The 14,071-nt window shown below is 58.6% G+C and carries 12 protein-coding genes and 4 tRNA genes; 5 read left to right on the top strand and 11 right to left on the bottom strand.

Features of this window, described 5'->3' with window-relative positions:
* Window positions 1-88: 88 nt before the first annotated feature.
* The 3 genes from DBR30_RS02325 to DBR30_RS02315 are packed head-to-tail and all read right to left on the bottom strand — an operon-like array spanning window position 89 to window position 4,911.
* The gene (locus DBR30_RS02325) at window positions 89-3,169 is read right to left on the bottom strand and encodes a multidrug efflux RND transporter permease subunit (RefSeq protein ID WP_005339270.1); all 3,081 of its coding nucleotides are present in this window, start codon (window positions 3,167-3,169) and stop codon (window positions 89-91) included.
* Window positions 3,170-3,184: 15 nt separating this feature from the next.
* Window positions 3,185-4,318: an efflux RND transporter periplasmic adaptor subunit gene (locus tag DBR30_RS02320; RefSeq protein WP_108542497.1), complete on the bottom strand. Its 1,134-nt coding sequence runs from the start codon at window positions 4,316-4,318 to the stop codon at window positions 3,185-3,187.
* Window positions 4,315-4,911, bottom strand: a complete 597-nt coding sequence (locus DBR30_RS02315) for a TetR/AcrR family transcriptional regulator (RefSeq protein ID WP_005339267.1) — start codon at window positions 4,909-4,911, stop codon at window positions 4,315-4,317. The genes DBR30_RS02320 and DBR30_RS02315 overlap by 4 nt, the downstream gene beginning before the upstream one ends.
* A gap of 232 nt (window positions 4,912-5,143) precedes the next feature.
* Between DBR30_RS02315 and DBR30_RS02310 the strand changes: the two genes are divergently transcribed.
* The 5 genes from DBR30_RS02310 (at window position 5,144) to DBR30_RS02290 (ending at window position 6,301) form a co-directional block, all read left to right on the top strand.
* Window positions 5,144-5,220 (top strand) — tRNA-Arg (locus DBR30_RS02310).
* Window positions 5,221-5,271: 51 nt separating this feature from the next.
* Window positions 5,272-5,347, top strand: a tRNA-His gene (locus DBR30_RS02305).
* 20 nt (window positions 5,348-5,367) lie between these two features.
* Window positions 5,368-5,453 (top strand) — tRNA-Leu (locus DBR30_RS02300).
* A gap of 76 nt (window positions 5,454-5,529) precedes the next feature.
* Window positions 5,530-5,606, top strand: a tRNA-Pro gene (locus DBR30_RS02295).
* A 179-nt stretch (window positions 5,607-5,785) separates the two neighbouring features.
* Window positions 5,786-6,301, top strand: a complete 516-nt coding sequence (locus tag DBR30_RS02290; RefSeq protein ID WP_088868071.1) for a ricin-type beta-trefoil lectin domain protein — start codon at window positions 5,786-5,788, stop codon at window positions 6,299-6,301.
* Between the two features lie 34 nt (window positions 6,302-6,335).
* On the opposite strand, the gene DBR30_RS02285 is transcribed toward DBR30_RS02290, so the two are convergent.
* The 8 genes from DBR30_RS02285 to DBR30_RS02245 form a co-directional block, all read right to left on the bottom strand.
* Window positions 6,336-7,151 carry a Cof-type HAD-IIB family hydrolase gene (locus DBR30_RS02285; RefSeq protein ID WP_031227636.1) on the bottom strand — a complete coding sequence of 272 codons (816 nt, stop codon included), beginning with the start codon at window positions 7,149-7,151 and terminating at the stop codon, window positions 6,336-6,338.
* An 89-nt stretch (window positions 7,152-7,240) separates the two neighbouring features.
* On the bottom strand, window positions 7,241-8,281 hold the full coding sequence (locus DBR30_RS02280) for an alpha/beta fold hydrolase (protein WP_108542496.1): 1,041 nt from the start codon (window positions 8,279-8,281) through the stop codon (window positions 7,241-7,243).
* Window positions 8,281-8,940, bottom strand: a complete 660-nt coding sequence (locus DBR30_RS02275) for a CatB-related O-acetyltransferase (protein WP_108542495.1) — start codon at window positions 8,938-8,940, stop codon at window positions 8,281-8,283. Before DBR30_RS02275 ends, DBR30_RS02280 begins: the two co-directional genes overlap by 1 nt.
* Window positions 8,940-9,671 (bottom strand): tRNA (guanosine(18)-2'-O)-methyltransferase TrmH, encoded by a 732-nt coding sequence (gene trmH / locus DBR30_RS02270; protein WP_108542494.1) that lies wholly within the window; start codon window positions 9,669-9,671, stop codon window positions 8,940-8,942. The genes DBR30_RS02275 and trmH overlap by 1 nt, the downstream gene beginning before the upstream one ends.
* A 44-nt stretch (window positions 9,672-9,715) precedes the next feature.
* Complete coding sequence (gene spoT / locus DBR30_RS02265) at window positions 9,716-11,833, bottom strand: bifunctional GTP diphosphokinase/guanosine-3',5'-bis pyrophosphate 3'-pyrophosphohydrolase (RefSeq protein WP_108542493.1); 2,118 nt, start codon at window positions 11,831-11,833, stop codon at window positions 9,716-9,718.
* Between the two features lie 131 nt (window positions 11,834-11,964).
* Window positions 11,965-12,240: a DNA-directed RNA polymerase subunit omega gene (gene rpoZ / locus DBR30_RS02260; protein WP_005307060.1), complete on the bottom strand. Its 276-nt coding sequence runs from the start codon at window positions 12,238-12,240 to the stop codon at window positions 11,965-11,967.
* 79 nt (window positions 12,241-12,319) lie between these two features.
* A complete protein-coding gene (gene gmk, locus DBR30_RS02255; protein WP_005339253.1) occupies window positions 12,320-12,946 on the bottom strand; it encodes a guanylate kinase in 627 nt (208 codons plus the stop codon).
* Window positions 12,947-13,249: 303 nt separating this feature from the next.
* On the bottom strand, window positions 13,250-14,071 hold an 822-nt coding region (locus DBR30_RS02245), incomplete at its 5' end, for a glycosyltransferase family 9 protein (protein ID WP_258224256.1).

Genomic DNA, 14,071 nt, shown 5'->3' with positions numbered 1-14,071 from the left:
TTAGTTTAACTGCTTCATGCACTTATGTCGTCTTTCCTGCGAAGCATAAAAAAGGCCCCGTATCGGGGCCTTTGCATGTGATTGATGATTAATGTCCGCCGTTTGCTTTGGGCGGAATGGTTTCATCGAATACCGGCAAGGGTTTGTGCTCGGAAGCCAGATAGGTGTAGATCACCGGCAGCACGAACAGGGTGAACAGGGTCCCGATGGCAAGACCTGCCACGATGACGATACCGATACTGAAACGCTGTGCCGCACCGGCGCCAGCGGCGTAGAGCAGCGGGATCAGACCGGCAATCATGGCCGCCGTGGTCATCAGGATCGGACGCAGACGCACCTTGGCGGCCTGCATCACGGCTTCCATCCGGTTCATGCCGCGCAGCAGCTGCTCTTCCTTAGCTACTTCACAGATCAGGATACCGTGCTTGGTAATCAGACCCACCAGGGTGATGAGGCCCACCTGGGAGTAGATGTTCATGGTCGCCATACCCCATGCAAGGGCAATCAAGGCCCCGCTGATGGCGAGCGGTACAGAGACCATGATGACCAGCGGGTCACGCACCGACTCGAACTGGATTGCCAGCACCAGGAAGATGATGGCCAGTGCCAGCGCGAAGGTGGCATAGAGCGCATTGCCTTCGGTGACGAACTGACGGGCTTCACCCATGAAGTCGTAACGATAGCCTTGCGGCAGCTTCTCGTCGGCGGTGGTCTGGAACCAGTTGATCGCATCACCCATGGCCACGCCCGGAGCCGGAACGGCGCCTATGGTGGCAGAGTTCAGCTGGTTGAAGTGGGGCAGGGCGCGGGGCTCGCCAACCACTTCAATGCTGATCAGGCTGCCGAGCGGGATCGACTTGCCGTCGGCGGCCCGCACGTAGTAGCCCTTGATGGACTCCGGATTGAGACGGTACTTGCGCTCGACCTGCGGGATCACCTCGTAGGAGCGGCCATCCAGGTCGATACGGTTGACGTAACCGTCCGCCATCATGGTGCCCATGGTGATACCGATATCCTGCATGGTGATGCCGTAAGCACCCGCCTTATCCTTGTCGATGCGGATTTTCATGGTGGCGGAGTCGTAGTTCAGATCGAGATCCGAATAGACGAACTGACCGTTACTCTGCGCCGCTGCCAGAATTTCCCCGGCCACCAGGAACAGGCTTTCGAAGCTGTTGGGGGTGGTGATGACGAACTGGATCGGCAGACCACTCGATGCACCCGGCAGTTCCGGGAACTGGAAGGTGGTGATGGCCATGCCCGGGATGTCTTTCACCAGATTGGCGACCCGGTCCAGCACCTCTTTCTGGCTCGCTTCACGCTGGCTCCAGGGCACCATGGAGGCGATACCGAACGCCTGGTTGGCGTTGAACACCCCGGAGAAGACCTGGGAGAAGGCGATCTCGGGCTGGTCGTCCAGGATCTTGTTCACATCCGCCATGGTGTTTTCGATGTAGTCCAGGTTGGCGTTGGACGGTGCGGTACCCAGCACGGCCATTACCCCCTTGTCCTCTGACGGTGCCAGTTCGCTCGGGATGAACTTGAACAGCAGCGGCAGGCTGGCGAAGACGATGACGGCGAACACCACGATGACGGGGCGCTTTTTCATCACGGCGTGCAGCATGCTGTCGTAGCGATCGGTCATCCGCTCCAGCAGGTGGTGGACTGTGCTCTCGAATTTGCCCGGCTTCTCGTTGGCCTTGAGCATCTTGGAACACATCATCGGTGACAGAGTCAGGGCGATGATGCCCGAGACGAACACGGCGCCAGCCAGCGTCAGGGCAAACTCCTTGAACAGGGAGCCTGTGATGCCCCCCATCAGGGCTATAGGCGCGTATACCGCCGCCAGAGTAACCGTCATGGCGATAACCGGCACCGCAATTTCACGGGTACCGATAATGGCGGCCCGGAACGGTTCTTCCCCCTCCTTGATATGGCGGTCGACGTTCTCCAGCACCACGATGGCGTCATCCACCACCAGACCGATCGCCAGCACCATCGCCAGCAGAGTCATCAGGTTTATCGAGAAGCCGAACATATCCATCATCATCACCACGCCGATAAGACTGAGCGGAATAGTGATGATCGGGATGATGACCGCGCGGAACGAACCGAGGAACAGGGTGATGACCACCAGAACGATGGCGGCTGCCTCCAGGATGGTCTTGATAACCTCGTGGATGGACTCGTTGATCGCCACGGTGGAGTCATACATCACGTTGAGACGCATGGTGCTCGGCATGTTGCGCTCAAGGCTCGGCAGCAACGCCAGCACATCGTGGGCGATGTTGATGGGGTTGGCTGTCGGCGCGGCGTTGACCGCCATGACCACTGCTTCGCGGCCGTTGGCGCTGGCGCGATAGATGTCGTGGCTCTTCTCGAGGGTCACCTTGGCAATGTCGGAAAGGCGGATCACCTTGCCGTCACGGGTAGCAACGACCAGACGCTTCAGCTCGTCGACATCCTTGACCTGGGTCTCGGCGTTGCCGTTGAACAGGGTGAAGTAACCGGTCGCCTGACCTGTCGCGGACTGATAGTTGTTGCTGTTGAGCACCGTCATCACGTCGCTGGCGGTCAGGTTGAAGGCCGCCATCTTGGCCGGATCCAGCCATACCCGCAGGGCAAACTCGACACCGCCGTAGAGGTCAACCTTGGAGACCCCGCCCACGGTAAAGAGCTGCGGCTTGATAACCCGCTCCAGATAGTCGGTGATCTGGCTGGAATTGAGCTCCGGGCTGGTAAAGCCGAGGTAGAGCACTGCCGTGGTTGAACCGGTGGAGGAGGTGACCGACGGGTCTTCCGCCTCTTTCGGCAACTGGGATCGCACCGAGTTCACCTTCGCCAGGATGTCGGACAGCGCGGCGTTGGGGTCGGTGTTGAGCTTCATGTACGCGGTGATGGTGGAGCTGCCCAGCTGACTGGAGGAGGTCATGAAGTCGATGTTGTCAGCTTGCGCGACCGCCTGTTCCAGCGGTTGGGTGATGAACCCCTGGATCAGATCAGAACTGGCGCCATAGTAGCCAGTGCTGACGGTGATCACCGTGTTGGTCACCTCGGGGTATTCCCGTACCTGCATCTTGAAGATGGCCTGAAAGCCCAGCAAGGCGATCAGGAAGCTGAGCGAGATCGCCAGCACAGGCCGTTTTATAAATATGTCAGTAAATCGCATCGCAGATCTCCGCGCTTACAGCATCGGGGTTTGTGCCGGAACGGCCAGAGCATCGTTCTCGACCACATGCACCTTGGTGTCGTTGCTCAGGCGAACCTGACCCGACAGTACGATCTGGTCACCGGCCTGGATGCCAGAGAGCACATGCACATCGTTGCCACGGCGCTCACCGGCCTTGACCACAACCTGCTTGGCTCGCAGCACTTTCACCTTGTTACCCTCTTTGTCGGTCTCTTCGCCCTCTTTGAGCACGTAGACGTTCTGACCGTAAAGGGTGAAGGAGATAGCGGTTTGCGGGATCACAATCTGATCTTTCACCGTCGGCAGAATGATGCTGGCGCGGGCGAACATACCGGAACGCAGCTGACCGTCGTTGTTCGGAATGTCTGCCTGTACCTGGATCAGGCCGCTCTGGAAGTTGACCGCAGGCTCGATGGCGGTGATGTGACCATCAAACTGGGTTTGCGGATAGGCATCCACATTGATCTTGATGGTCTGGCCCAACTTGATTTTGGAGATATCGGTCTGGGGCACGGTGAAGCGCAGGCGCATCACGCTGGTATCTTCCAGGCGCACGATATCTGTGCCCGGCTGCAGATACTGACCGAGGAACACATTGCGCAGGCCGACCACGCCGCTAAAGGGCGCACGGACTTCACGACGGGCAATGGTCGCCTTCAGACTCTCGATATCTGCTTCCAGCGAGCGATAGGCCGCTTCCGCCTCATCCAGCTGCTCTTTGGAGATGGAGCTGGTCTTGTAGAGGTTCTGGAAACGATCGAACTTGGCTTTTGCCGCCGGCAGCTTGGCCTGGGAGGCGCGCAGATTGGCCCGCTCCACGGTGGAGTCCAGGCTCAGCAGCAGCTGGTCTGCCTTGACCGGTTTGCCTGACTCGAAGGTGATGGCGTCAATGGTACCTGCCAGTTCGGTGGAGAGGGTCACCCCCTGATTCGGTTCGATGAAGCCGATTGCTTCGATGGTCGGTACCCAATCCTGCGCCTTGGTCACCATGGCGGTGACGGGGAACTCGGGTTCCGGCCGGTTGGCCATGTACTGGGCAATCATCTTCTGTTTGAACAAATTGAAGCCGATGACGCTGCCAAACAAGGCGAGCGCTATCAGCAACATAATGGCCATCCACTTTTTCATGAACAGGCTCCTGAGGTGGAAAGATTGGGGGATAAAATGGCATTCCAGCTGGCCCGGATCGCGGTTTCCAACTGCGATTCGGTCAGCGTGATGTTGTGCACCCTGCACTGCAGGGCCAGATGCATGACACTGTCCAGACTCAACACCTGGAGTGCCCGTATCGGTAAATCAATAAACAATCCTTGTTCAACGCCCTGTTCAAAAAATCGGTCCAGAGGCTCCCAGGCAGCCAGAATGACAGGATTGGTCTCCAATTCTGCCCCTAGCGGAGAGCTCTCGTACTGCAATTTGCACCGGATAGCGTTGGGTTCGTTAACAAAAATGGCATGAATATTGAGCCATAATTGGCGAAATTGTTGAAATGAAACTTTATCGATTGCTACATCGGCCATGACCATGGGCACACACTGCAAGATAGTGTGCTGGTGCAGTTGCCGGATCAGATCATCCTTGTCGCCGAAGTAGCGATAGATGGTGCCGGTGGCAACATTGGCCTTCTTGGCGACTTCTGCAATCGACAGACCATGAAAACCCCGTTCACCCAGCACCTCATGGGCCGCGTTGAAGATGCTCTCTTTTTTATCCAGAATCATCAGTGTGACTTTCGATTGAATGAACGTTCATTCATTCTAGATGGGCATCAAATCAAGTCAAGGCTGCAAGGCGATTTGCGACTGCGATCTGCCCCTTTTCGGCTGGCAGCAGGGGAATAGTGGAAGAAAAGTGCGCAATGTGCTTGAAAAAACAACGAACAGTGTTTCGGTGACAGAAAAGTGTAGACAAACCAGCAACCATCATTAATAATGCGCCCCGTTCGACAGCGTAGCGCCCGTAGCTCAGCTGGATAGAGCGCTGCCCTCCGGAGGCAGAGGTCACAGGTTCGAATCCTGTCGGGCGCACCATCAAAAGTGCGTCGGTTAAACGGGCGTTGTTGTGGAACGAAAACAGCTGTGGTGGCTGTAGCTCAGTTGGTAGAGTCCCGGATTGTGATTCCGGTTGTCGTGGGTTCGAGCCCCATCAGCCACCCCATTTTACAGCTTGTCAGGTACGCGAAGGTGGCGGAATTGGTAGACGCGCTAGCTTCAGGTGTTAGTGCCCCCCGGGTGTGAGGGTTCGAGTCCCTCTCTTCGCACCATACTTGCTGTATGACGAGGATGACCATCAGGTCGTCTTTGTTTTTTTGAAGTAAACTATTTTGAAAGAAATAGCCTCGGTGATTAGCGCAGTCCGGTAGCGCATCTGGTTTGGGACCAGAGGGTCAAAGGTTCGAATCCTTTATCACCGACCACATTTAGAAAAACCTCGCTTCGGCGGGGTTTTTTGCTTTCTGGCCTCCGCTGGGCCAGCACTCTCTCCCTGTTACGTCTGTTTACACTCTATTTGGGCAGCGTGCCCCGCCTTTCGGTTATGCTTCAGCCTCGAGTCACTGACAACCGGATGTCATCGGCCCATTTCAGGCATTTTTCCATGAATAACAAAATTTCCTTTGCTTGCTCACCTGCCATGCTGGCGGCCTTGCTGCTGGGTGGCTGTACCATCAAGCCGCCATCCACTGATGTGATGATGGGCTCCATTGCTTCACAACCGCAGGAGGAGCGTTCTCTCTCCCCCTTGCTGACCAGCGGTGATTTTTGCGTTGCGGTGTCCCAGCAGAAGGTGTTGGCACAACCTTGCAGCGGAAAAGACGATCAACTGTTCGAGTGGGATCTGGGTGAGTTGCGCTTGCAGGATCTCTGTTTGCAAGCCAAAAACGACAGCGAGGTGATGCTGGCACCCTGTGACGGTCAGGCACAGTGGGAGTGGCAGAAAGACAAGCTGTTCAACAGCAAGGTTTCCCGCTGCCTCGATGTGGCCGGGCGACGCCATACCCCCGGCACGCCGCTGCGGCTGGCTGAATGCTACGGCGGGGCGAACCAGAGCTTCAGCTGGCAGCGGCCCAATCCCTGGCTGGAGACCCTGAAAAAACAAAGCCTCACATGGTGAGGCTTTGTTGAATCGAATGTCGGGATGAAGAGGATCAGGCGGCGCTGATGCTCTCCAGCTCGAACAGCTTCTCCAGATAGACGGCGACGCCATCTTCGTCGGAGGTGAGGGTCTGCTCATACTCCGGCAGCGCCATTTTCAGGCGGTCATGGGCGTTGCCCATGACGATGCCGCGTCCCACCATGGTCAGCATCTCGAAGTCGTTCATGCCATCTCCGAAGGCGATCGCCTCGGACATGTCGAAGCCGTTCTGCTCCAGCACGGCACGCACCGCATTGCCCTTGTGTACCCCGGCATGCATCACTTCGAGGCAGTCCGGCAATGAGAAGGTGACGTTGAGCTGATCGCCGTAGCGCTGGTTGAGGTGCGCCTCGATCTTCAGCAGTTTCTCGTGGTCACCGATGTAGAACACCTTGTTGATCTGCTCTTTCGGTTCCTGCTTCAGGTCATCGACCAGACGGTAGGTGAACCCTGACTCGTCGTGGAACTGCAGCAGCCAGGGCAGCTCCTCTTCCACCACCCAGTCATCACCCTGATAGACATTGAGGTGGATAGAGGGGTCGCGCTCCAGCGCAATCAGTTCGGCGGCGATCTCGGTCGGCAGCGGCTGGTTGAAAATCAGCTGATCCTGTTTGTCATGGACCACGGCGCCATTGGAGGTAATGAGGTAGATGTCCATCCCCAGCGCATCGCGGAAGCTGCGTACGTCAACGTGATGACGGCCGGTGGCGACCACGAATTTCACACCTTGTTCTACCAGGCGGTGCAGGGTATCCCGGGTACGGGGAGAGATCTGGTGCTGCTTGTTGAGCAGAGTGCCATCGAGATCGGATACAACTACCTTGAACATCATTACCTCGGCATCGATTGAAAACAGGGGCAGTTTACCTTAGCCCGCACTGTCACCCCATTTATTTAGGGTTACAAAAAATAGCCAGCTCAGAAGCGGGCGAAAAAGTCGACCGTCGCGGTCAGGGCGGGCTGGCGCTTGTCATCGGATTCGATAAACAGCTCGTGCCAGGCACCCTCGATGCGCAGTGGCTTGCCCCCTTCGCACCTGGCAATGGTGCAGAAGCGATCCTGAGCGGCATTGTCCACCACGCTGTCGTTGCCAGCCTGCAGCACCAGCAGCGGGGTTTTGATGGCGCCCGCATCGGCGATGGCGGCATCGGCACCTGTGATCCCCTGATAAATCCAGTGGGCGGTCGCGCCACCCAGCTTGATCTGCGGGTGCTGTTCGTAGATTTGGCGGAACGCTTGATAGCGGGGCTGGCTGTGAGTCAGTTCGTTATCGGCAAAGCCGTGATCCTGATAGGCACCCTGACCGGGGCCGTAGGGAGGCTCGCCAAGCCAGCCGCCGACCGTGCCTATGGTGCTCGCCAATCCCTTGGCCAGCCACTTGGGCAGACCGCCGAGATTGATGCCCAGCATGGGGGAGGAGAGCACGGCCGCCTTGATATCATCGGGCCAGCGCTCCAGATAGCGGGCCGAGATGGCGCCGCCCATGGAGTGGGCCAGCAGGAACAGCTTGGCAGGCTGGTCCGCCATGATGATCTGGTCGTGAAACTGCTTGAGATCGACCACATAATCGTCGAACTGGTCGACATATCCCTTCTGCGGGTCATCCAGCATCCGGTCGGACATCCCCTGACCGCGATGGTCGATAAGGTAGAGGCTGTAGCCCTGACGCCAGAGATCCCACGCTAGCTCCTGATACTTGAGGTAGCTCTCGACCCTGCCATTGACGATCAAGATGGCGCGATCGACCTTGGCTTGCCGTAGCGCAGCATAGCGGATGGTCACCCCATCCTTGCCCTTAAACTCTCTTTCCACCGCATGCTGGCGCCAGAAGTCTGGCAGGGTTTGCTGGTAGAGGCTGGGTACATCGGCTTCGCTGGTGAGCTGATAGGGATTGGTCACGGCAAGGGCTCCGGCAGAAAACAGGGTCAGGGCCAACAGGGAAAGAGAGAGGGGTTTCATTAGGCACACTCCTGTTGCCAATGGTGATAAAGGGCGGCGATATCTCCCGAGCAGAGCAGCGCCATGCTGGCTTGCAAGCGGGGCAGGGGCCAGTCCCACCACTGCATCTCTTGCAGCATGAGGATCTGCTCATCGCTGAAGCGACGGCGGATCGACTGGGCCGGGTTGCCGCCGACTATGGTGTAAGGGGCCACATCCTTGGTCACCACGGCGCGGGTGGCGATGACGGCGCCGTCACCTATGGTGATGCCGGGCATGATCATCGCTTCCGAGCCGATCCAGACATCGTTGCCAATCCGGGTGTCCCCCTTGCGCAGAAAGCCGCTGCGAGCCCCTTCGCCAAAGGTGTCGGGATTGAACGGGAAGGTGGAGACCCAATCCAGCCGGTGGCCCTGATTGCCCGCCAGCATGAAGGTGGCGCCCGAGCCGATGGAGCAGAATTTGCCGATGATCAGCCGATCCACCTCGCCCCAGAGGCCGCTCTCCCAGGTGTCACGGGTCGAGCCATCGCCGAGCAGGTAGCGGACGCAGTGATCCTCGAACGGCTTGCCGTGGTAGTAGCCGGAGTAGTAGCTGTAGTCGCCGGCCTCTATGTTCGGGTTGGTCAGGTGATCCCGGATGATTTGCGATTCCAGCCAGCTGCCAAAAGGGTTCTCCATCACTCCTCCTGCGGATTGTCCTGTTCGCTCTGCTGCGCCCACCCTTTGCGGGTCAGCTGCATCCGTTGCCACCACTCTTCGTCCGCCAGAATTTCACCGGCCGGGCCGAGCTGGGGGTAGGGCATCTCTTTCTCTTTGCAGAGCTGGGCATAGATAGGATAACCCCCCTCGAACAGGATGCTGTTCTGCTCCTCCAGCGTGAGCGGGCAGCCGCGTTGATAGCCGCCGGCCAGCTCGCGCTGGCGCTGCGCCTCGTAGAGGATGGCGGCGGCAGCCACCGAAACGTTGAGGGACTGCACCATGCCCACCATGGGGATGACGATATGGTGGTCGGCCAGGGCCAGCGCCTCTTCACCGATGCCGTGCTTCTCCTGACCCACCAGAATGGCGGTTGGTTTGGTGTAGTCAATGGCGCGAAAATCGACCGAGCTGTCGGAGAGGTGAGTCGCCAGGATCTGCATGCCGGAGGCTTTCAGCTCGGCAACGGCTGTGCCGATATCCGGGTGCAGTTTTACATCCACCCAGTTCTGGCTGCCGCGGGCGGTGCCTTTGCGCTTGTGGATCCAGGTTTTGGGCCAGACCGCGTGTACCCGGTGGATGCCGATGGCATCGGCGGTACGCACGATGGCGGCCAGATTGTGAGGTTTATGGACCTCTTCCATACAGACGGTCAAATCGAGCTGACGCTGGGCCAGCATATCGGTGATGCGCTTGAAGCGTTCGGGGGTCATGGCTTGTCTCTATAAAAGCAGCAGGCGGCTTGCGCCGCCTGTGTTCAGTTCTTCTGTCGGCTCACCTTGAGCACGTTGGGCATCACGCGGATCTTGCGCATGATGTTGGCCAGGTGGAGGCGGCTCTTGGTGGTGATGAGCAGGCTGACCTGATAGACCCGGCCATCCTTCTCTTCGGTGCTGATGGCGTGAATGTTGGCGCCGGTGGCGGCAATCACGTTGGCCAGCTCGGCCAGCGCACCCTGATGGTTGACGATTTCAATGCTGATGCCGGTGCGGAACTCCTGTTCCTGCTCCTTGTCCACTTCCCACTGCACCGGCAGGTACTTGTCCGGCTCCTTGCTGTAACCCTTGATGTTGCGACAAGCTTCCTGGTGGATCACCAGACCCTTGCCCGGGCTGATGTGGGCGATGATGGCATCCCCCGGGATCGGGCGGCAGCAGTTGGCGAAGGTGACCAGCATGCCGTCGGCACCCTTGATCGGCATCTTCTTGCTGCTGGACTTGGGTTGCTCTTCCGGCGGCAGTTCATCCCCCAGCATGCGGCGCGCCACCATGACGCTCATGGCGTTGCCGAGGCCCACATCGGCCAGCAGCCCCTGCAGGTTCTCATGCTTGGTATCGGCCAGCACCTGCTTGATGCGCGGCTCGGGAATGTCTTCGATATTCTTGGCGCCCAGCGCATGGTTGAGCAGGCGGCGACCCAGCACCACCGACTCTTCGGTACGCAGGTTCTTGAGGAACTGGCGGATCTTGGAGCGTGCCTTGGTGGTCACCACGAAGTTGAGCCAGGCCGCGTTGGGGCGAGCGCCCGGCGCCGTGATGATCTCCACCGTCTGACCCGAGTGCAGCGGGCTGCTGAGCGGGTAGGGGTGGCGGTCGACCCGCGAACCGACGCAGGCGTGGCCGATATCGGTGTGCACTGTGTAGGCAAAATCCACCGGCGTGGCGCCAGCGGGCAGCTCCATGATGCGCCCTTCGGGGGTAAATACGTAGATTTCGTCGGGGAAGAGGTCGGTTTTGACCCCTTCGATGAATTCAAACGAGCTGCCGGCGCTCTGCTGCAATTCCAGCAGGCTCTGCATCCAGCGCTGGGCGCGGATCTGGGCGGTAGTGCCCGAGCTGTCGCCATCCTGCTTGTAGGCCCAGTGGGCGGCAACCCCTTTGTCGGCCATCTGATCCATGAACTCGGTGCGAATTTGCACCTCCACCGGTACCCCGTGCGGCCCCACCAGAGAGGTGTGCAGCGACTGGTAGCCGTTGGTCTTGGGGATGGCGATGTAATCCTTGAAGCGGCCGGGGCGCGGCTTGTAGAGGCTGTGCATCTGCCCCAGCACCCGGTAACAGGTATCTATGTCCTTCACTTTTACCCGAAAGGCGTAGATATCCATTACCTCATGAAATTGCAGCTCTTTTTTCTCCATCTTGTTGTAGATGGAGAAGAGATTCTTCTCGCGGCCACTGACCTGATGTTCGATCCCAGCCTCACGCAGGCGCCCGCTGATCTCGCTCTGGATGGAGTCGATAATCTCGCGGCGATTGCCACGGGCGCGGCGCACCGATTCGCGCAGCACGCGGGATCGCATCGGATAGAGCGCCTCGAAGCCCAGCTCTTCCAGCTCGTTCTTCATGGTGTGAATACCGAGGCGGTTGGCGATGGGGGCGAAGATTTCGAGGGTTTCCCGGGCGATACGGCGGCGCTTGTCCGGTCGCAGCGAGCCCAAGGTGCGCATATTGTGGGTGCGGTCAGCCAGCTTGATCAGGATGACCCGGATATCCTGGGTCATTGCCATCACCATCTTGCGGAAGTTCTCGGCCTGCGCCTCTTTGCGATCGCGAAATTTCAGCTTGTCGAGCTTGGAGACCCCGGCCACCAGTTCTGCAACCGCATTGCCAAACTGTTCGGCCAGATCGGCCTTGGTGACAGAGGTGTCTTCGATGACGTCGTGCAGCACGGCGGCCATCAGGGTTTCATGATCGAGGCGCATGTCACCCAGGATTCGGGCAACGGCAACGGGGTGGGTGATGTAGGGTTCGCCACTGGAACGCATCTGGCCCTGGTGGGCATCACGGGCCACCACATAGGCTTGCTTGAGCTTCTCAACCTGCTCTGGCGGCAGGTAGGAACTGGCTATTTCTTTAAGGTTTTCAAATAAATACAAGACAGTCCCCGCAGCGGTGAAACGGCAATTCGTGGAATTGAGGGTATAGCCCTGAGTTTGCGAGGTTTTCGAGCGGTTGTAAATGGGGATGAACAGTCGGCACCCGGGCGGGTGCCAACCGGAGGAATAACTTAACCGCGGCCTTCGGCGATGGCAGCAACGGCAGCCAGCTCGGCGGCTTCCTGCTCTTGCTGTTCGTAGCGGTCCTGGGTGTCCATCACTTGATTGTTCACCAGACCCAGCTCGATCTCACGCAGGGCGATCACAGTCGGCTTGTCGTTCTCTTCGTCGACCAGGGGATCTTTGCCTTGTACCGCGATTTGACGAGCGCGGCGCGCGGCGACCAGCACCAGGTCAAAACGGTTACCTACCTGTTTTACAGCATCTTCTACAGTAACGCGTGCCATGCAGGACTCCAGTGTTTAGGCTTTCTGTATTTAGAAAAGCAGTGTTTAAAAATGACGCAAAAGTTTACTTGTTTTTGGCTTACTCTGCCAGTAGCTGTTGCAGCAAGTTTTTTTGAGCCTGTTGCTGGTGACGCATCTCCAGCCGTTGGCACTCAATAATGGACCTGAGCTGGAACAGCGCCTGCTCGAAGTCTTCATTGATAATGACATAGTCATACTCGTCGTAGTGCACCATTTCGGCAATGGCTTTCGCCATCCGGCCGGCAATCACTTCGGCGCTGTCCTGACCGCGCCCAATCAGGCGGCGTTCCAGCTCTTCCCGGCTGGGGGGCAGGATGAAGATGGATTTGGTCGGCATCTGCTCGCGGATCTGGCGGGCACCTTGCCAGTCGATGTCGAGGAATACGTCGATCCCCTTGGCCAGACAGGCTTCGATGGCGGCGCGGGAGGTGCCGTAGTAGTTGCCGAACACTTCGGCCCACTCCAGAAAATCACCGCGTTCGATCAGCGCCTTGAACTCTTCCACCTGAACGAAGTGGTAGTGGACGCCGTGCTCTTCGCCAGGACGGGTGGCGCGAGTGGTGTGGGAAACCGATAGCTGCATCTTGCCAGCTTGATTGTGGTTGGTCAGCAAGGCATTGAGCAGACTGGATTTACCCGCGCCGCTCGGAGAAGAGATGATATAGAGAGTGCCTTGTTGCGCCATATTATTACCTTTAATCGAAACCGCTGTTTTGGTTGTAGCAGAGACCGCCGTCTTGTGCCCGAAAGGGAGACAGCCAAACGCAAAACGCGGAAAATTCTTGAGTCAGGAGGATGTAAAGGCGGCGAATTTTACCAGAATGCGGCGAATAAAAAAACGGCCGGAATCATATTCCAGCCGATCAAAGTATTCGTAGCTTGCTGCGGGAGCGTAACCCACATCAGCCTGCATTGTGCCTTTGGCTGAGGGCAGAGGCTATCAGGTTATCCCTGCCTGATGGCTCGGAATTCCCGAGGTGCCCTGTCACTACGGCAGCTGACGATCGGCACTGAGCCGATCGAACGCGGCGATCACCTGCACGCTGGTGATTTTTCGCATGGCCTCCGGGTCCTTGAGGCGGGTGCGCCAGCTCAATTCGGCCAGCGACTTGCCGGTCTCCTGCTCGACCAGCTCCTGATAGACGCTGACCACGTAGTCGCGGCAGAGATATGGGCCGGTACGCGCCGGATTGTGGTGGGCATAGAGGCCGATCACCGGCGTGCCGACAATGGTGGCCATATGGGAGGGGCCGGTATCGGGGGCCAGTACCAGACTCGCCTCGCCAATCAGTGCCAATAACTGCTTGAGGTTGGTTTGCCCCACCAGATCGACCGGCTTGCTCTGGCTTAAGCGCTGGATGTCGGCAGCCAGATCCCGCTCCAGCTTGGCCGGCCCGCCACAGAGATAGACCTGAAAGCCCTTGCTGGCGGCGTGATCCGCCAGCGCGGCATAGCCTGCGGCCGTCCAGTTCTTGAAGGCCTTGCTGGCGGCGGCGCAGATCAGCAGGGTCGGTTTGCTGCCAATTTTCTCCTTTGCCCACGCCTGATGTTCGGCGCTGATGGGCAGTTGCCAGTCCGGGGTCAGATCCTTGATGCCGAGCTCTTTGGCGAAGGCGAGGAAACCATCCAGCACATGGGGGGAGGCAGGCGAAGGCACCTTGTGGTTGGTGAACAGCCATTGGCCGTCGTTGGCCCGTTCCCGATCAAACCCGAGTTTGACCTTGGCGCTGATGCCGAGGGTGGCGATGCTGGCCCGCATCGCCGCCTGCAGGTGGAGCAGGGCATCGAATTTGCGTCCCTTGAGGGTCTG

Origin of the sequence: Aeromonas sp. HMWF017, from assembly GCF_003061465.1 — a bacterium.
GTDB classification, from domain to species: Bacteria; Pseudomonadota; Gammaproteobacteria; order Enterobacterales; family Aeromonadaceae; genus Aeromonas; species Aeromonas veronii.
The sequence above is the reverse complement of the archived record's forward strand: the minus strand, read 5'-3'. Positions and strand labels throughout refer to the sequence as shown.